This is a genomic window from Rhodococcus shunpengi, from assembly GCF_048381395.1.
Classification (GTDB): Bacteria; Actinomycetota; Actinomycetes; order Mycobacteriales; family Mycobacteriaceae; genus Rhodococcus.
On sequence record NZ_JBLWIU010000032.1, the window covers coordinates 1 to 17,906 of the forward strand.

At 65.3% G+C, this 17,906-nt stretch carries 15 protein-coding genes and 2 rRNA genes; 13 read left to right on the forward strand and 4 right to left on the reverse strand.

Translation table 11 applies throughout. The features are described from left to right. Positions 1-2,680 (forward strand): 23S ribosomal RNA (locus tag ACNJ7K_RS18480); the annotation flags it as partial. A 110-nt stretch (positions 2,681-2,790) separates the two neighbouring features. Further along, a 5S ribosomal RNA gene (gene rrf / locus ACNJ7K_RS18485) occupies positions 2,791-2,907 on the forward strand. Positions 2,908-3,040: 133 nt separating this feature from the next. On the opposite strand, the gene ACNJ7K_RS18490 is transcribed toward rrf, so the two are convergent. Then, positions 3,041-4,672 carry an IS1634 family transposase gene (locus tag ACNJ7K_RS18490; protein WP_487042038.1) on the reverse strand — a complete coding sequence of 544 codons (1,632 nt, stop codon included), beginning with the start codon at positions 4,670-4,672 and terminating at the stop codon, positions 3,041-3,043. A 166-nt stretch (positions 4,673-4,838) separates the two neighbouring features. On the opposite strand from ACNJ7K_RS18490, the gene ACNJ7K_RS18495 reads away from it, so the two are divergent. Continuing rightward, a complete protein-coding gene (locus tag ACNJ7K_RS18495) occupies positions 4,839-5,345 on the forward strand; it encodes a putative immunity protein (protein WP_230793008.1) in 507 nt (168 codons plus the stop codon). A gap of 99 nt (positions 5,346-5,444) precedes the next feature. Here the strand turns inward: ACNJ7K_RS18495 and ACNJ7K_RS18500 are convergent, their stop codons facing one another. Continuing rightward, positions 5,445-6,212 carry an SDR family NAD(P)-dependent oxidoreductase gene (locus ACNJ7K_RS18500; protein WP_016694630.1) on the reverse strand — a complete coding sequence of 256 codons (768 nt, stop codon included), beginning with the start codon at positions 6,210-6,212 and terminating at the stop codon, positions 5,445-5,447. Further along, entirely contained in the window at positions 6,202-7,497 is a 1,296-nt protein-coding gene (locus tag ACNJ7K_RS18505; RefSeq protein ID WP_120281237.1) for a cytochrome P450, read from the reverse strand. The genes ACNJ7K_RS18500 and ACNJ7K_RS18505 overlap by 11 nt, the downstream gene beginning before the upstream one ends. 227 nt (positions 7,498-7,724) lie before the next feature. On the opposite strand from ACNJ7K_RS18505, the gene ACNJ7K_RS18510 reads away from it, so the two are divergent. Beyond that, on the forward strand, positions 7,725-8,354 hold the full coding sequence (locus tag ACNJ7K_RS18510; protein ID WP_120281238.1) for a TetR/AcrR family transcriptional regulator: 630 nt from the start codon (positions 7,725-7,727) through the stop codon (positions 8,352-8,354). Positions 8,355-8,422: 68 nt separating this feature from the next. On the opposite strand, the gene ACNJ7K_RS18515 is transcribed toward ACNJ7K_RS18510, so the two are convergent. Beyond that, positions 8,423-8,650: a hypothetical protein gene (locus tag ACNJ7K_RS18515; RefSeq protein WP_268655065.1), complete on the reverse strand. Its 228-nt coding sequence runs from the start codon at positions 8,648-8,650 to the stop codon at positions 8,423-8,425. A gap of 94 nt (positions 8,651-8,744) precedes the next feature. Between ACNJ7K_RS18515 and ACNJ7K_RS18520 the strand changes: the two genes are divergently transcribed. The 9 genes from ACNJ7K_RS18520 to ACNJ7K_RS18560 are packed head-to-tail and all read left to right on the forward strand — an operon-like array spanning position 8,745 to position 17,901. Next, positions 8,745-9,578 (forward strand): MlaE family ABC transporter permease, encoded by an 834-nt coding sequence (locus tag ACNJ7K_RS18520; protein WP_120281239.1) that lies wholly within the window; start codon positions 8,745-8,747, stop codon positions 9,576-9,578. 2 nt (positions 9,579-9,580) lie between these two features. Beyond that, positions 9,581-10,435, forward strand: coding sequence for an ABC transporter permease (locus ACNJ7K_RS18525; protein ID WP_120281240.1), 855 nt, complete (start codon positions 9,581-9,583; stop codon positions 10,433-10,435). 2 nt (positions 10,436-10,437) lie between these two features. Then, complete coding sequence (locus ACNJ7K_RS18530; RefSeq protein ID WP_159416854.1) at positions 10,438-11,754, forward strand: MlaD family protein; 1,317 nt, start codon at positions 10,438-10,440, stop codon at positions 11,752-11,754. After that, entirely contained in the window at positions 11,751-12,788 is a 1,038-nt protein-coding gene (locus ACNJ7K_RS18535) for an MCE family protein (RefSeq protein WP_487042039.1), read from the forward strand. The genes ACNJ7K_RS18530 and ACNJ7K_RS18535 overlap by 4 nt, the downstream gene beginning before the upstream one ends. 4 nt (positions 12,789-12,792) lie before the next feature. Continuing rightward, the gene (locus ACNJ7K_RS18540; RefSeq protein WP_230788580.1) at positions 12,793-13,815 is read left to right on the forward strand and encodes an MCE family protein; all 1,023 of its coding nucleotides are present in this window, start codon (positions 12,793-12,795) and stop codon (positions 13,813-13,815) included. Further along, the gene (locus ACNJ7K_RS18545) at positions 13,812-14,918 is read left to right on the forward strand and encodes an MCE family protein (RefSeq protein ID WP_487042040.1); all 1,107 of its coding nucleotides are present in this window, start codon (positions 13,812-13,814) and stop codon (positions 14,916-14,918) included. Before ACNJ7K_RS18540 ends, ACNJ7K_RS18545 begins: the two co-directional genes overlap by 4 nt. After that, positions 14,915-16,036: an MlaD family protein gene (locus tag ACNJ7K_RS18550; protein ID WP_159416851.1), complete on the forward strand. Its 1,122-nt coding sequence runs from the start codon at positions 14,915-14,917 to the stop codon at positions 16,034-16,036. Before ACNJ7K_RS18545 ends, ACNJ7K_RS18550 begins: the two co-directional genes overlap by 4 nt. Next, positions 16,033-17,295, forward strand: coding sequence for an MlaD family protein (locus ACNJ7K_RS18555; protein WP_159416850.1), 1,263 nt, complete (start codon positions 16,033-16,035; stop codon positions 17,293-17,295). Before ACNJ7K_RS18550 ends, ACNJ7K_RS18555 begins: the two co-directional genes overlap by 4 nt. Before the next feature lie 39 nt (positions 17,296-17,334). Next, entirely contained in the window at positions 17,335-17,901 is a 567-nt protein-coding gene (locus tag ACNJ7K_RS18560) for a hypothetical protein (protein ID WP_159416849.1), read from the forward strand. Positions 17,902-17,906 lie beyond the last annotated feature (5 nt).

Below are 17,906 nucleotides of genomic sequence, written 5' to 3' on the forward strand. Positions count from 1 at the left end.
TACCCGAGTAGCACCGGGCCCGTGAAATCCGGTGTGAATCTGTCGGGACCACCCGATAAGCCTGAATACTCCCTGGTGACCGATAGCGGACTAGTACCGTGAGGGAAAGGTGAAAAGTACCCCGGGAGGGGAGTGAAATAGTACCTGAAACCGTGCGCTTACAATCCGTCAGAGCCTTCGAGCAGCTTGCTGCTGGGGGTGATGGCGTGCCTTTTGAAGAATGAGCCTGCGAGTTAGTGGCATGTCGCGAGGTTAACCCGTGTGGGGTAGTCGTAGCGAAAGCGAGTCCGAATAGGGCGTCTGTAGTGGCATGTTCTAGACCCGAAGCGGAGTGATCTACCCATGGCCAGGGTGAAGCGATGGTAAGACGTCGTGGAGGCCCGAACCCACTTAGGTTGAAAACTGAGGGGATGAGTTGTGGGTAGGGGTGAAAGGCCAATCAAACTCCGTGATAGCTGGTTCTCCCCGAAATGCATTTAGGTGCAGCGTCGCGTGTTTCTCACCGGAGGTAGAGCTACTGGATGGTCTAGGGGGCCCACAAGCTTACCGAAATCAGCCAAACTCCGAATGCCGGTGAGTGAGAGCGCGGCAGTGAGACTGCGGGGGATAAGCTTCGTAGTCGAGAGGGAAACAGCCCAGATCGCCGGCTAAGGCCCCTAAGCGTGTACTAAGTGGAAAAGGATGTGGGATCGCTGAGACAACCAGGAGGTTGGCTTAGAAGCAGCCACCCTTGAAAGAGTGCGTAATAGCTCACTGGTCAAGTGGTTCTGCGCCGACAATGTAGCGGGGCTCAAGTACACCGCCGAAGCCGCGGCACTCACATGAACCCGCTGGGTCTCCACGGAGATTCAGCCAGGTGTGTGGGTGGGTAGGGGAGCGTCGTGCAGCCGTAGAAGCGCCGGAGTGATCCAGGTGTGGAGGCTGCGCGAGTGAGAATGCAGGCATGAGTAGCGAAAGACGAGTGAGAAACTCGTCCGCCGGATGACCAAGGGTTCCTGGGCCAGGTTAATCCGCCCAGGGTGAGTCGGGACCTAAGGCGAGGCCGACAGGCGTAGTCGATGGACAACGGGTTGATATTCCCGTACCCGTGTATCCGCGCCCAATGGCGAATCAGTTGTGCTAACCGTCCAAAAGGTTGGTCGTCTCCTTCGGGAGTCGACGAACTGGCTGCACGGGACCCTGATTGTAGTAGTCAAGCGATGGGGTGACGCAGGAAGGTAGCTGGGCCAGGTGATGGAATACCTGGTGTAAGCCGGTAGGGCGTGACATAGGCAAATCCGTGTCACATACAGCCTGAGAGGTGATGCGTACCCGTTGAGGGGAATTCAGTGATCCTATGCTGCCGAGAAAAGCCTCTAGTGAGTTGGTACACGGCCCGTACCCCAAACCGACACAGGTGGTCAGGTAGAGAATACCGAGGCGATCGAGAGAACTGTGGTTAAGGAACTCGGCAAAATGCCCCCGTAACTTCGGGAGAAGGGGGACCACGCCCGGTGACGATCCTAGCGGTCCGAGCTGGGGGTGGTCGCAGAGACCAGAGAGAAGCGACTGTTTACTAAAAACACAGGTCCGTGCGAAGTCGTAAGACGATGTATACGGACTGACGCCTGCCCGGTGCTGGAAGGTTAAGAGGACCGGTTAGCCATTTCGGTGGCGAAGCTGAGAATTTAAGCCCCAGTAAACGGCGGTGGTAACTATAACCATCCTAAGGTAGCGAAATTCCTTGTCGGGTAAGTTCCGACCTGCACGAATGGCGTAACGACTTCTCTGCTGTCTCGACCACAGACTCGGCGAAATTGCATTACGAGTAAAGATGCTCGTTACGCGCGGCAGGACGAAAAGACCCCGGGACCTTCACTATAGCTTGGTATTGGTGTTCGGTTCGGTTTGTGTAGGATAGGTGGGAGACTGTGAAGCTCATACGCCAGTATGGGTGGAGTCGTTGTTGAAATACCACTCTGATCGTATTGGACCTCTAACCTCGGACCATGATCTGGTTCAGGGACAGTGCCTGGTGGGTAGTTTAACTGGGGCGGTTGCCTCCCAAAATGTAACGGAGGCGCCCAAAGGTTCCCTCAGCCTGGTTGGCAATCAGGTGTCGAGTGCAAGTGCACAAGGGAGCTTGACTGTGAGACTGACAGGTCGAGCAGGGACGAAAGTCGGGACTAGTGATCCGGCACCGGCATGTGGAAGCGGTGTCGCTCAACGGATAAAAGGTACCCCGGGGATAACAGGCTGATCTTCCCCAAGAGTCCATATCGACGGGATGGTTTGGCACCTCGATGTCGGCTCGTCGCATCCTGGGGCTGGAGTAGGTCCCAAGGGTTGGGCTGTTCGCCCATTAAAGCGGCACGCGAGCTGGGTTTAGAACGTCGTGAGACAGTTCGGTCTCTATCCGCCGCGCGCGTTAGAAACTTGAGGAAGGCTGTCCCTAGTACGAGAGGACCGGGACGGACGAACCTCTGGTGTGCCAGTTGTCCCGCCAGGGGCATGGCTGGTTGGCTACGTTCGGAAGGGATAACCGCTGAAAGCATCTAAGCGGGAAGCCTGTTCCAAGATGAGGTTTCTCACCCCCTCGAGGGGGTAAGGCCCCCGGCAGACCACCGGGTTGATAGGCCGGAACTGGAAGCCCAGCAATGGGTGGAGGTGACCGGTACTAATAGGCCGAGGACTTACCACGAAGATGTTACGCGTCCACTGTGCGGTATCTGAAACAACACACACATCAGATACCGGAAATCCCCCTGCGGGAGAACCGAATCCGATGCGTGGAATATTGTTTCATAGAGTTACGGCGGCCATAGCGACAGGGAAACGCCCGGTCCCATTCCGAACCCGGAAGCTAAGCCTGTCTGCGCCGATGGTACTGCACTCGACAGGGTGTGGGAGAGTAGGACACCGCCGAACACCCGTTACCGAAGACCCCCAACATTGTTGGGGGTCTTCGGCTTTGAGAAGGGGACCCGCTTTCGCGGGTCCCCTTTTCTCGTATGCGGACATCCGGTCGACCTATGCTCGGACCTGAGTTAGGACATTTGGCTTAGTGTCCCAATTCGAACCCGAGACGGGTGAGAATCTCCAGCTCGGCAGCCGGGATCTGCGGCGGAAAGTCCTGGACGGCACCGTTGATGGCGATGGTGGAGGTCCGTAGCGGCCGCAGTTGCTTGACCAGTCTCGCGATCGCCACACCGGTCTGGTCCTGGGCGCAGCGGGCCACAGCCAGGGCGGCGAACACGATGGTCAGGTGCGCTTCGATGGCGTCGCGGGTGCGGTGGAACATCGGCCGGGCCCGCAGATCGGTTTTCGACATGCGAAACGACTGCTCGACATGCCATAGGTCGTGGTACTTGCCGATCACCTCGCCCGGTTCCATGCGCGTGACGGGAATGTTGGTGACATATCCCTTCAAGCCCACCAGCGATCGAGCTCGTGCCAGCGCGGCGTCGTCGAGTCGCTGACCTGCGGTGGTGGTCTTGACGAAGCGGGTGGCCTTGGCCTTCGTCGTGCCCTCGACCACCGCCCGCGCCCGCGCTTCCTGCGCGTTCAATGTCTGGTTGTCGCGGACGGCACGTTTGCGGGTGTACTGCCAGATCGCCCGCCACGAGCTGGGATGCCGTCCCGGATCCCAGACCGGTTCGGCGCGCCGTTTCACGGTGTTGACCACGCTGCGGGCGTGCCGGGGTGTGACGGTATCGATGATCTGCCCGTCGGTGAATACATTACCGTGCCAATGGAAATGGGACGTCAGATCAGCGGGTGCCTTCGTCACCCGGGAGCCGACGATGAACTTCAGGCCCGCCTCGTCCAGAGCAGTCAGATTCGCCGCCGACAGCATGCCGGCGTCGGCGGCGATGACCATCTCCACACCCTCGATGTCGTGGCGGGCCTGGAACTGACGCACGATCGGGACCAGGGTGTGGGTTTCGGCCTTGTTGCCTTCGAAACAGCCGATCTGCAGTGGGAACCCGGTGCGGTCGACGAGCAGCCCGACCACGATCTGCGGATCGACCCGGCGCTCCTTGCTGTAGCCGACCTTGCGCAGGTCGTCTTCCTTCTCCGCTTCGAAGTACAAGGTGGTCACATCGAACAGCAACAACCCCAACCCGCCGGTTTCGGCGGCATACTCGAAACAGCGGCGGGCGATCCGATCGCGGTAGTCACCGGTGATGATCTGCGCAAGGTGACGTTGAATCGTTTTGTACGACACCGGTTCCGCGCCGAGATCTTCGAGAACGCGCAGCGCATCGATCTTCGAGGTCGGTTCCACGATCCGGGCGATGACCAGATCCTCGAACACCGCATCGTCGAGGACGTCGAAGCCGAGCCGGTTGTAGACGAAGGCGAGCACGTCGTAGAGCAACCGGGCGCTGGTGCGCACGGTTCGTCCCGCGCCGGCGAGCTCGCCGCCCTTGCTCGTGGTCGGGCCGGGTAGTCGACCGGTCCGCCAGTCGGCCACGTCGGCGATCTGCTCGACGGGCGTCGGCACATCCAGGTCGAGCATGCCTTGATCGCCGTGCAGGAGCTGGCGGGCTCGTTCGAGCAGAATGCCCAGCTCGACGTCGGTGTGCGCGGACCCGACGTGGGCGAGGATCTCGTGCCGGCCGCGGTGTTTGCGCACGACCTGCACCGCTACCGCCCCGGATGCGGTACGCACCTTCCGCACGAATGCCACTGTCCGAACCTACCTGCTTAGTGTCCCGATCCGCTTCGGCGACGGAGTGGATGCGCAGGTGAAAGCCTCGTCAGGGGTTATACCGGCCAGTAATGTCCTAACTCAGGTCGGAGATGTGGGACGGATCGAGCCGGCGACAAGCGTGTTCGGTGATTTCGAACTCACCATGGACGAACTACGGGCGGTCGCCCGATACGTGGCGGAGAGTGCACAGGCCGTGCTCCCCGTCTTCGAGGAGTCCGTGCCCGACGACCGTCGTCCACGTGCAGCACTCGACGCGGCCCGGGAATTCGTCGACGGTGCGCGACGAACGAGACTCCAGCGGGTCACCGCCCTGGATGCCCACAGAGCTGCGAAGGACGCACCGACCGAGGAGGCTTCCCTTGCCGCACGGTGCGCCGGCGATGCTGCAGCGGCTGCCTATCTGCACCCGATCGTGAAGGCGACCCAGGTCGGGCATATCCTGCGTGCCGCCGCGAGTGCCGCTCGCATCGCCGAACTCCGGGCTGACGGCGACCCGGGAGCAACGGAGGACGCGCTCGACGACGCCCGGCGACGCGCGACTCCCGTGGTGGTCGACGTCCTCTCCCGTTATCCGCTCGCCCCCACCTCGAGAACTCGGGTCGGAGAGTTGATGAACGCACTGGATGCGTCTCTGCGTCGCGCGAACTAGGCAACGTCCGGAGGGGGACCCGGTGTTCGGGTCCCCCTCCGGATCTCCATCCCCCGCGACCGGTGCCCATCTCACCGGTCGCCGTCCGGAAGATCACGCCTACAGGTACCACCCGCCGTTGACGCCGATGGCCTGCCCTGTGATGAAGCCGGCGTCGTCCGTGCACAGGAAGGCAGCCGCCGCGGCCACGTCGTGCGGCGTGCCGGTGCGGCGCACCGGAGTCATGTTCGCCAGCACGTCCAGGTCGATCAACTGACCGGGCTGTTCCTCGGCCCGCGCCATCGGTGTGTCGATGATCGACGGTGGAATCGTGTTGGCGGTGATGCCCTTCGGGGACAGCTCGAATGCCAGCGCCTTCGTCAGCGCGATGACACCGCCCTTGGATGCGACGTAGTGTGCGCGATCCGGTGCGCCGGACTGCGCGCTCGACGATGAGATCGTCACGATGCGGCCCCATCCTGCTTCGAGGAGGTCGGGCAGTGCCGACTGGATCGTGTTGAAGGTGCCGGTGAGATTGACGTCGAGGGTCCGCTGCCACGACTCCGCGGTGATTTCACCGAACGGTGCGCTTTCCTGGATGCCGGCACTCGTGACGATGATCGAGATCGGGCCGAGTTCGGCGCGTGCCTTCTCGACGGCCGCGTCGACGCTCGCCCGATCCGAGACGTCCACCTCGAGCCCGATCACCCGAGCTCCGTCGTTCGCCAGTTCGTCCGCTGCGGCCCGGACGGCGTCGCCGCTGCGGTCGAGCAGAGCGACGGGGTGGTTGCGTCCGGCAAGTTCTCCGGCGATCGCTCGTCCGATGCCGGATGCGGCGCCCGAGACGATGGCCACCCGATCTGCTGCCGTGCTGTTCTCAGTGGACATGGGCGCTTCCTTCCGTGACGGAGACGGGAGTGAACTCGAGATGGATCTCGGTCAGTCCGCGGAGGATGTAGGTCGGTTCGTAGGCGAAGTGCCGGTCGTCGGCGGGTCCGTGCTTCTCTTCGGAGATCCGAATGTCGCCGAGTCGGTCCAGCAGCCGCTCGACGGTGACACGTGCTTCCACGCGGGCCAGCGGACCGCCGGGGCACGAGTGGACACCGCGCCCGAAGGCGATGTGTTCGCGGGAGTTCTCCCGATCGATCCGGAACTCGTGGGGATCGGTGAATCTGCGGGGATCGCGGTTGCCCGCCGGCAGGGACACCATGACGGTGGTGCCCGCCGGTATCTCGACGCCCCCGAGGTTCGTCTTCTTCCTGGTCAGTCGGAAGTCGCTCTTGACCGGACCTTCCAACCGGAGCGCTTCCTCCACGAACTGCGGTACGAGACTGCGATCCTCGCGGAGTTGCTTCTGCAGGTCGGGGTTCTCGGCGATGAGCCGGAAGGCTGCCGTGATCAGGCGTGCGGTGGTGTCCTGCCCGGCACCGAACAGGAAGGTGGCGAGCCGGACGAGATCGACGACCTCGGGAGTATCGCCGTCCGCGTAGGTGGATCCGGCGAGGATCGACAGGACGTCCTTCCCCGGGTTCTTCCGCCGGTCCTCGATGTAGGCCGAGAACTTCGAATCCAGGAACTCCAGCGGATTGGTCCCGAGGGCGCCGTCCTCGGCCATCGCCCCGGGTGTCTGCGTCGACAGGTGCGCGACGAAGGCGGCGTGGTCTTCCTCCGGTACGCCGAGGAGATCGGCGATGGTGAGCAACGCGAAGGGCTGCGCGTACTGGTGGAGCAGCTCGACCTTGCCGGACTCGTGGAAGGTGTCGATCAGGCGATCCGCGAGCCGCCACATGAAGTCCTCGTTCTCGGCGAGACGTCGCGGGGTGAACAATCCGCCGAGCAGTCGCCGGACACGGGTGTGCTGGGGCGGATCCATCGTCACGAGGTGCTCGTTCAGCGGGATCTCGGGACGATGACGTTCGATCTGTTCGCCGATGTCGTCGCCCTCGGGTTCGAACGGCATGCCGGGGAACGGTCCCGTCGCGGCGTTGATGTTCGAGTACGTCGCCGTATCGCGAAGTACGGCAAGGCATTCCTCGAATCCGGTCACCGCGACCACGTTGCGTGGACCGGTGAACCGCACCGGGCATTCCGAACGGAGGTGATCGAAGTAGGGATGCGGGTCGGGGATGAAGGACGGATCCGTGAAGAAATCCTTGGAATCGAAGTCGTTCACTCGGGCTCCTGACGTCGTGCGCACACGAGGTGCGCAACTGCGGTGTTTTCCGATGAGAACGCCAGCCTCGCCCGATGCTGAGCGCCTGCCTAGCAGTGCTGGTTACATGGATAGCACGGGGGCCGAATGTGGTCAAGAGCACACTCGCCGGTGTGGTTACGATGAGCACGCATCGGTGCGCCGCACCGGCCGCGCGAAGCGGACGCCGACGACCACGGAGGTAGGGGATGACGTCGTCGAGGCGGATCGGCTCACCGGATGCGAAGAACAGGACCGTTCTGCTCGACGCGGCCGAGCAGTTGATGATCGAAAAAGGCTACGCAGCAGTTACTTCGAGACGTGTCGCCGAACGTGCCGGACTCAAGCCGCAACTCGTGCACTACTACTTCCGGACCATGGACGATCTCTTCCTCGAGATGTTCCGCCGGCGCGCCGAAGAGGGCCTGGCGGTCCAGGCCGAAGTGGCGAAGTCCCCCAACCCTCTTCGGGCCCTCTGGGAGTTCAGTACCGATCCCGCCGCGGTGGCCGTGACGATGGAGTTCATCGCGATGGCGCGTCATCGCGACGCGCTCCGCTCCGAGATCGCGCGCTATTCGGAGCTGTTCCGCGTCGGGCAGCGGGATGCCGCGCGCGCCGCTCTCGCACGGTCCGGATACGACCTGGCGCGGATTCCCCCCGTGGTGCTGTCGGTGCTGATGACGAGCATCTCGCGAGTGCTCGTGATGGAGGAGTCCCTCGGTCTGACGGCGGGTCATGCCGAGACCTACGAACTCGTCGAGTGGTGCCTGTCGATGCTCGAAGGTGGTGCCGACAGCGGCGGAACGGAATCTGCTTTCCAACGCCGTGACCTGGCCTGATGCGCCGCGGTAGGGGTCGGAGATCGAAGTCGTCCGAAATCGTGTATTGCAACTACGAGAATAGTATTCTACTTTTGGCTCGGGCAGACAGCCCGGCTTCGGCACCCGATCGCCCGCGGGTTGCCGAGGCGCTGCGCCACCGTGCGTGACCCGGCATCGGCCGGTCCCGCCCGTGCGCTCCGGCCGGCGATGCGCTCGTCGTGCCGGATCTCGAAAAAATTCTCGAAAAGTCTGCGAACACAGTCTGTTTCGGCGATGCTTGCGACCGTTCGATGGTCGGCGTCGTCCACGCTCATCTACTCCTGGAGGGGAGCAGCCGTGACACCTGCGAGGTGGGGGTCGTCGAGACGGTGGTGTGTGCTCGATGTCGGATCGGTGCGGTAGGCCGCGATGAGCACGACGGCCACGAAAGAGATCGGCGCGTGGGCCCGCGGCTACCTCCGCCGGCATCCGATGGCGGCGCTCGAAACCGTCGGTGGTCAGTGTGTGCTGGGCATCCGTGCCCTCCAGTACCTGATCCTCGACATCGCCACCCTCCGGTTCCCGTTCGCCGAGTTCGTCCGCCAGGCGGCCTTCATGGCCTCGGCTTCCGCGCTGCCCACGATGTTCGTCGCGATCCCGATCGGGGTGACCCTGTCGATCCAGTTCGGGCTGCTCGCCGGTCAGGTCGGCGCGACCTCCCTGGCCGGTGCGGCGAGCGGTCTCGCGGTCATCAAGCAGGGCGCACCCATGGTGGCAGCCCTGCTCATGGCGTCGGCAGCCGGTTCCGCTGTCTGTGCCGATCTCGGCTCCCGCAAGATCCGCGACGAGATCGACGCCATGGAGGTGATGGGCCTGTCGGTCGTCCGACGCCTCGTGGTGCCGCGCCTGGTGGCCGCAGTGGTGGTCGGTCTCGCCCTCACCGGCCTGGTCTGCTTTGTCGGCTTCCTCTCCGGATACATCTTCAACACCTTCGTGATGAACGGAACGCCAGGCAGTTTCGTCACGACGTTCGCGTCCTTCGCGACGATCGGTGACTTCGTGCTGACCATGATCAAGGCGGCGGTCTTCGGTGCGATCGTCGCGGTCGTCGCCTGCCACAAGGGTCTGTCGACGCGCGGCGGACCGGCGGGCGTCGCCGACTCCGTCAATGCGACCGTCGTCGCGTCGATCCTGCTCCTGATGATCGTCAACGTCGCCTTCACGCAGCTGTACGTGCTGCTCTTCCCGAAGACGGGGTTCTGACGATGGCGTCCCGGTACTTCCCCCCCGGCACCCGGTCGTTCGTCGTCGTCGCGACGGCGCAGGTCCGTTCGGTCCAGCGTCTCGGCCACATGGTCGTCTTCCTCCTGCGTGCCGTGGCCGCGATCCCGACGACCCTGCGGCACTACCGGAAGGAGTTCCTACGCATCCTCTCCGACGTCACCTGGGGCAACGGCTCTCTCGTGGTCGGAGGCGGCACGGCCGGGGTGATCATCGTCCTGGGTGCGTCGGCGGGTGCGATCGTCGCCATCGAGGGATACAACGCGCTGCACCTGCTCGGGCTCGAACCCGCGACGGGAATGGTGTCCTCGACCGCCACGACCCGCGAACTCGCGCCCATCATGGCCTCGCTCGCGTTCGCCGCGCAGGCCGGGTGCCGGTTCACCGCCCAACTCGGTGCGATGCGCATCTCGGAGGAGATCGACGCCATGGAGTCGCTGGCGATCCGGTCGATCCCGTATCTCGTCACGACCCGGCTGCTCGCCTCGGTGGTCGCGGTGGTGCCGCTGTATCTGGTCTGTCTCACCGTGAACTACGTTGCCGTGCAATCGGTGATCGGGCTGACCGGGGGAGTGTCGGCCGGCACCTACGGCCACTACTTCTCCCTCGTGCTCAACGGCACCGACATCGCCTATTCACTGCTCAAGACCGTGGTCTTCGTCGTCATCACCACCACGATCCAGTGCTACTACGGCTTCTACGCCGCCGGTGGGCCGCAGGGTGTGGGAACGGCGGCCGGCCGCGCCATGCGGGCGAGCATCTCTGCGATGATCGTGGTCAACCTCCTCATGACCGTCGCCCTCTGGGGTATCGGTTCGGGCGCAAGGCTCGGAGGGTAGGCATGTCCATACTGCTCGAGAGCGACGTCGGTCGGGCGACCCCCACCAGGCTGTTCGTCGCGGGCGCGGTGGCACTGCTCCTCGGTGTCCTCGGGGTGGGGGCCGTCGTGGCGAAGGCCGACGGCAGATTCACCCGGACGGTCGATGTGGAGGCCGTGCTCTCGGACATCGGTGACGGCCTCCCGGCGCGCTCGGACGTGAAGTTCCGGGGTGTCCTGGTCGGTGAGGTCGGCGAGGTCGTCCGTCCGGACGACATGTCCTCCCTCGTCGTGAGGATCACGCTGAAACCTGAACATGCGCACTCGATCCCGAATACCGTCACCGCGCGGGTCGTGCCGAGCAACGTGTTCGCGGTGTCGTCCGTGCAACTCGTCGACAACGGTCCGGCGCCCGCTGTGGTGGCCGGGGCGACGATTCCGCAGGACACCGGTCTCGAGACCGTCCAACTGCAGACCGCGCTGACGAAACTCCGCGACATCACCGCGGCGACCGCCCGCGTCGACACCCGGCACACCCTCGGCATCCTCGCGACCGTGGCCGAGGCGACCGATCGCCGAGGCGCCGACATCGTCGCCGCCGGAGAGAAACTCGACCGGATGGTCCGTGAACTCGGAGCGGTCCTCACCCCCGACGGCGGGCCCTCGACGCTGGTCGCACTCTCGGATGCCGTGCGCGGGCTGCAAGAATCCGCACCGGATCTGCTCGACGCCGTGAACCATGCCGTGGTTCCCATGCGGACCCTGGCGGAGAAGCAGGCGGAGTTCGGGACGTTCCTGACGGCGAGCGCCACCACTCTCGACCACGTGGCGAACGGCTTCGAGAAGCACATCGACCAGGTCATCGGGGTGACGACCTCCCTCACGCCGGTGCTGGGGGTCATGGCGGACGGAGCCGACGAGTTCCCACGCATCACCACACGGATGCGTCGCATCTCCGACAAGTGGTTCGAAACCTTCTGGCCCTACGGCGCACCGCGCGGGATGGGCAAGTTCATCTTCCAGTTCACGCCGCACCGGATGTACACGCGTGCCGACTGCCCCCGCTACGGCGACCTCGCCGGCCCGAGTTGCGAGACGGCACCCGAGACCGGGGCACCTCCGGTCTCGTCGCTGAACACCGGCCCCCGGAGCGGAACGCAGGTACTCAGCAGCATCCCCTCCGGCGGCAACGTCGGCCCGGTGGGCAGTGACGAGGAGAAGAAGCTGCTCGGTGCCCTCCTCGGAGGCGATCCGTCGGCCGCCGCCGAAGTACTGCTCGGACCGGTGGCGCGCGGAGCGATGATCTCGATGCTCCCGGACGAGGGGAGCGGACCGAGGTGAGCTATCGCAAGCCCCTGATCGGCCTCGTCCTGTTCTTGGTGCTGGCCCTCGCGGCGACGTGGCCGGTGGTCGTCACCCTCCAGCGGAACGTCCACGGCGACACGGCCGGCTACAGCGCGGTCTTCAGCGACGTCTCCGGCCTGCGGGTGGGTGACGACGTCCGGATGGCCGGCGTGCGGGTCGGACGCGTCGACGCGATCGAACTCGACGGGTCGATCGCGCGGGTGGCGTTCCGCATCGAGGCGGGGCAGACGATCCACGACGACACCGAGGCCGCGATCACCTATCAGAACATCATCGGTCAGCGATATCTGGGACTCTCCCGCGGAGAGGGCGGCTCCGGGGCACCGGCCCCGGAGAACTGGGAGATCCCCCTCGAGCGCACTGATCCGTCGTTCGACATCTCCGTGCTGCTCAACGGATTCGAGCCCTTGTTCAGCGTGCTCGACCCGGAACAGGTCGACCGCATCACGAGCGCGATCATCGCGGCACTGCAGGGGGACGGTGGTGCCGTCACGGCCCTCGTCGCCGAAACATCGCGTCTCGCAGAGTCGCTCGCCGAACCCGACCGCATCCTCGGTGACATCATCGTCAACCTGGACGCGGTCATCGGCGACCTCGCGACGCAGAGCGAGGACGTCGACGCCGTCCTGACCAGTGCCCGTGCGATCTTCTCCGAACTGTCCGCGCGGCGCGACGAGACGATCGGCTCGCTCGACTCCCTGTCTGCGACCGTCGACCGGATCGCGGCGATGAGCCGGGAGGTGCACCCCGACCTGCATGCGATGATCAGCCGCCGACCCGGTTTCACCCGGCACTTCCTCGACAACAAGGACAGCTTCGGATATTTCGGGGCGAATCTGCCGGGGCTGCTCAAGGGCCTCGCGCGCGTCAGTCAGGAGGGCAGTTACCTGAACACCTACCTGTGCAACTTCAACGTCACCCTGATCCCCGAAGTGGGATCGATCATCCCGTCCGTCGTCTCCGAGGTCACGCCCGAAGGGCGGATCACGCATTCCCCGGTGTGCAGGTGAGACCGTGACGCGGAAACCGACCCTCGAAGATCGCAATCCTCTGGTCATCGGGACCGTGGCGGTCGTGGTGATCGTCCTCGCGCTGGCCGCCACCGTCGTCGTCTCCCGCATCGGATTCTCCTCCGTGCGTTACGAGGCCGAGTTCGCGCAGGCGGCCCGGATCAGCGCCGGCGACGCCGTGACGATCGCCGGTGTCCAGGTGGGAACCGTCGAAGGAGCGCGACTCGCCGGGGATCACGTGGTGGTGGCGATGGACATCGACCGCGACGTCGAACTCGGATCCGGCACCGTGGCGTCGATCAAGCTCACCACACTGCTCGGATCCCGCTATCTCGAACTGCAACCCGCAGGAGGAGAACCCCTGACCGACAACAGGATTCCCCTCGAGAACACCGTCGTTCCCTACGACCTGCAGGAGCTGCTCGCGGACGCGACGACCACCTTCGAGCAGGTGGACGCCGAACGTCTCGGGGAGACGATGACGCTGATGGCGGACGAACTCCACGGCGTACCCGAGCTTCTCCCGCAGGTCCTGCAGAACATCGAGAGTCTCTCCGGCACCCTCGCCGACCGACGCAGGCAGATCGGGTCGATCCTCGAGGCGACCGCGTCGATCACCACCATCGTGCGCGCCCAGCAGGACAGTCTCGGTGTCCTCGTCCGCGACGGCTACAGCATGCTCGCCGAGATCGAGAACCGCCGCAATCTGGTTCAGCGCCTGCTCGATTCGACCACCCGGCTCGTGAACTCCCTGCACTCGGTCGTCGTGGAGGACCGGACGCACGTCGACGCGATGATCGCCGATCTCGACGAGTTCCTGCAGACCCTCGCGAACAACGACGCGTTGCTCCGCAACATCCTCCAGATCCTCCCCGTCCCGATCCGGAACTTCACCAACGCGTCGGGGACGGGCAACGAGGTCGACTTCACGGCGCCGGCCGGACCGATGATCGACTCCTGGATGTGCGCCCTCGTGGGGCAGACCGGCGAGCCGAGCCTGCGCGACTATCTCGGGGAGTGCCGATGACGGTGAAGACGATGGTGAAGGGGATCGTGCTGGTCGCGATCGTCGCACTGGCGGGAGCCCTCGTGCTCGACCGGGTCCTGTCACCGGATCGGCCCGTCACCGTCACCGCACGGTTCGACAACGCCGCCGGTCTGTACGAGGGGAACGAGGTGTCGATCCTCGGGATACCGGTGGGGCGCGTGCTGACGATCGAACCGCAGGGCACTCACGTCGCGGTCGCGATGGAGATCGACGCCGGTGTCGAGGTACCTGCCGACGTCCGGGCGGTGGCCGTGTCGACCTCCGTGCTCACCGACCGGCATGTCGAACTGACCCCCGCCTATCAGGGCGGACCGACCCTCGCGGACGGCGCGGTGATCGACCTGGACCGGACCCGGACCCCGATCGAATTCGACCGCCTGCTCGCGATGGCCGACACCCTGGCCCTCGAACTCGAGGGCGACGGGACGGGCGACGGACCGGTGGCACGACTACTCGATGTCGGAACCGGGATGACGGCAGGCAACGGCGTCGGTATCAGGGCCGCTCTCGGCCGTCTGTCGGACGCACTGCGGATGAGCGCCGAGAAGGGCGCGGTGACGGGCAACGAGATCACCGCCATCGTCGACAACCTCTCCGCCCTGACGGACATCGCCGCCGCCAACGACGTCGAGATTCGTGAATTCGGCGAAGCCACGCGAAGACTCAGCACGGTCCTCGCCGACGCCCGGGTCGGAACCGGCGACACCGGAACGAAACTCAACGAGATCCTCGCGCACGCCGAGCAACTGCTCGAGACCCACCGCGACGAGATGCACTCGACGGTGACGAACGCCGAATCGGTCACCCGCGCGCTTGTCGACTACCGCAACGAGGTCGCCGAATTCCTCGATCTGTCACCGCTTCTCCTCGGCAACGCGTACAACGCGATCGACCAGGAACACGGTGCGGCCCGCGTCCACGCCCAGCTCGAGAAGGTCTTCTTCGACGGACATCTCGTCTCCCAGGTATGCGCGGCGCTGGAGATGCACGACCACGGGTGCACCTCCGGAAACCTGAAGGACTTCGGCCCGGGCTTCGGCATCGCCTCGATGCTCGAGGGGATCGCGGGGTTGCCACGATGAGACACCGACACACCACCGGGCGACGACGGACGCGGGCCGTGGTCGCGATGATCGCCGCGTCGGTTCTCGGCACCACCGCCTGTTCGGTCGGCCTCGAGAGTCTTCCCCTTCCCGAACCGGGCGTGGACGGCGAGTCCTATCTGCTCCACGCGACCTTCGAGAACGCGCTCAACCTGCCGACGAAGGCCAAGGTGAAGCTCGCGGGTGCGGACGTCGGGGAGGTCGCGTCCATGCGGGTGGAGGAGTACTCCGCGATCGTGACCATGCGCATCGCCGAGGATGTGTCCGTCCCGGTGGGAACCGCCGCCGAACTGAGATCCGCCACGCCGCTCGGTGACGTGTTCGTCTCGCTGCAGCCCCCGGTGGATGCGGCCGGTGCCGCGGCCCTCGCTGCGGGGGACACGATCCCGTTGTCGTCGACTGCGGCAGCAGCGACCATCGAGGAGGTGCTGTCCACCGCATCGGTTCTCGTCAACGGTGGAGCGCTGCGGAACCTCACGAAGATCGTCGACGGGCTGGGGGAAGCGGTGGGGGATCGCGGCGACCGGCTCGGGACGCTCGTCGACGAGTCGACGCGGCTGGCGGGCCTCATCACCGCACGCACCGCCGAGATCGAGGAGTCCCTGACCCGCACCGACCGGCTCGTCGCGACCCTTGCGGAGCGTCGGTCGACGATCGACGAGGTGATGCTGGCCGCGCGCCCGGCGCTCGACGTCGTGGCCTCGGATACCGCGCAGCTGCTCGACCTCGTCGGGCAGGTCGACCGGATCGGGCAACAGATCGGGAAGTTCCCGTCCGTGCAGGGCACCGACACCCGCAGCACCCTCGCGGACCTCGACCGGATCGCCGAACAGCTGAACGCCGCCGCGACCCATCCGGACGCCAGCCTGAACTCGGTCAACCGGTTGCTCGCACCGATCATGCGGGTCACCAACAGCACGTCGGCGAACGTCGACGCCGACCTCGAGCAACTGGTGATCGGCGCTGTTCCCGCGCCCGGACATTCGGGAGACCCGGGCAGTCGCCTGCCCGACGAGACCGACTGGCAGGCGTTCGTGGGAACGCTGACGTACACGCTGATGCGATTGCAGCAGCGACTGGACGGAGAGGGTCCGTGAGCCGCCGCGGCCCCGTCGAGGTCGCCGCCGGCGGCATCGTCGCGGGGGTACGCTACGGCTACGCGCGTCGGCTGGGACTGTCCGTGGTCGCCCTCGCCACCACCTTCGTCGTCGGGATGACGTACCTGGTGTTCGGTGTGTTCGACGCGGACCCGACGGCCGAGACCTACCGGATCCGGGTGCACTTCGACGAGTCGGGCGGCTTGCTGCCCGGCCGGGACGTCACGCTGCGCGGTGTTCCCGTCGGTACGGTCTCGTCCGTCGACCTGACGGAGGGCGGGGTGGTCGCGGTCGCCGAGATCGATTCGCGGGCACGGATTCCGGCGGGTGGAGAAATTCGCGTCGCGGGCCTGTCGCTCGCGGGCGAGCAGTATCTCGACCTGCGTCCCGACAGCGACGACGGCCCCTATCTCGAGGACGGCGCCGAGATCTCGGCCGAGGACACCGCGACACCCGTTCCGCTGTCGACCCTCATGCACGACCTCGACGGCATGCTCGCCCAGATCGACCCCGACTCGCTGCGGGTGATCGTGGAGGAACTCGGTGTCGGGCCGGAGGGTCCGCGCAAACTCACCGACATCGTCGAGGGCGGAACCTTCCTCATCTCGACGCTCGACGGGGTTCTGCCGCAGACGGTCTCGTTGTTGCGCTCCGGCAGGATCGTGCTCCGCACACTCGCGGATGCCGCACCCGGACTGCAAGGCATGTCGGGGGAGATGTCGACCCTGCTCGGCGGAGTCGAATCGATGGACGAGGGATTCCGCAGTTTCGTCGACAGGACACCCGCGACGATGCACTCCGTCGACGCTCTCCTCGCGGAGAACTCCCCGACGATGGTGCAACTGCTGGGCAACCTGACGACGGTGGCGCAGATGGCGCACGTGCGTGTCCCCGCCCTGAACGAGTTCTTCTTCCCGAGCGATCGGGACGGGTCGACGCTCGAAGCGCTCATGACCGCCTTCCGCGACGGCGGCATCTGGGCGCTGGTGAACATCTATCCCCGCAACTCGTGCGACTACGACCTGCCGCGACGACCACCGACGATCGCGGATCATCCGGAGCCGTATCTGTACACCTACTGCACCGACCCCGACCCGTCGACGCTCGTGCGCGGCGCCCGCAACGCGCCGCGTCCTCCCGGTGAGGAGGGCGCCGCGACCATGCCGCCCGGCGTCGATCCGCTCCGTACGTCCGACCCGGCTCCCGTCGGGCCGTACAGCGTCCCACTCGACTACGGCGGACCGACAGTGCCGAACTGACCTGTGCCCGACGATCGTGCAGAACCCAGGAGAACCGACATGAGCACCGACACCGCGACCCGCACGGACGGAACCGAGACGACCGACGACACGGATACGGTTGTATCCGAGAAGAATTCGAGAAGAAGGTGGTTCGCGCGGATTCCCCTCCTTCTGCTCGTGCTCGTCGCGGTGGCGGGACTGGTGGCCGCAGCGGTGCTGGGAACCCAACTCCGGAACGCCCGCGCCGTGGAGGACGCCGCCCGCGCGGCGTCGGAGGCTGCACGGCAGTTCGCCGTGACGTTGACGTCGGTGGACTCGGCGGACCTCGACGCCGACTTCGCCGCGGTACTCGACGGAGCCACCGGCGAATTCGAGAAGATGTACGCCGAGTCGAGTGCACAACTCGAACAGGTGCTGATCGACAACCAGGCACGCTCGGAGGGTGTCGTCGTGGAGTCGGGTATCAGGTCCGCGACCACGACGAAGGTCGAGGTCCTGTTGTTCGTCGACCAGAGCGTCACGAACACTCTCGTTCCCGAACCGCGACTCGATCGCAGCCGCGTGGTCATGACGATGGAACTCGTCGACGGCCGGTGGCTCGCGTCGCAGGTGGATCTGCCCTGAGCCGG

Bases quoted from the DNA above. Each gene is read 5' to 3' on its own strand.
- ACNJ7K_RS18495 (WP_230793008.1), top strand. From the start codon at position 4,839: ATGGACGAACTACGGGCGGTCGCCCGATACGTGGCGGAGAGTGCACAG.
- ACNJ7K_RS18500 (WP_016694630.1), bottom strand. From the start codon at position 6,212: ATGTCCACTGAGAACAGCACGGCAGCAGATCGGGTGGCCATCGTCTCG.
- ACNJ7K_RS18510 (WP_120281238.1), top strand. From the start codon at position 7,725: ATGACGTCGTCGAGGCGGATCGGCTCACCGGATGCGAAGAACAGGACC.
- ACNJ7K_RS18515 (WP_268655065.1), bottom strand. From the start codon at position 8,650: ATGAGCGTGGACGACGCCGACCATCGAACGGTCGCAAGCATCGCCGAA.
- ACNJ7K_RS18520 (WP_120281239.1), top strand. From the start codon at position 8,745: ATGAGCACGACGGCCACGAAAGAGATCGGCGCGTGGGCCCGCGGCTAC.
- ACNJ7K_RS18525 (WP_120281240.1), top strand. From the start codon at position 9,581: ATGGCGTCCCGGTACTTCCCCCCCGGCACCCGGTCGTTCGTCGTCGTC.
- ACNJ7K_RS18530 (WP_159416854.1), top strand. From the start codon at position 10,438: ATGTCCATACTGCTCGAGAGCGACGTCGGTCGGGCGACCCCCACCAGG.
- ACNJ7K_RS18545 (WP_487042040.1), top strand. From the start codon at position 13,812: ATGACGGTGAAGACGATGGTGAAGGGGATCGTGCTGGTCGCGATCGTC.
- ACNJ7K_RS18550 (WP_159416851.1), top strand. From the start codon at position 14,915: ATGAGACACCGACACACCACCGGGCGACGACGGACGCGGGCCGTGGTC.
- ACNJ7K_RS18560 (WP_159416849.1), top strand. From the start codon at position 17,335: ATGAGCACCGACACCGCGACCCGCACGGACGGAACCGAGACGACCGAC.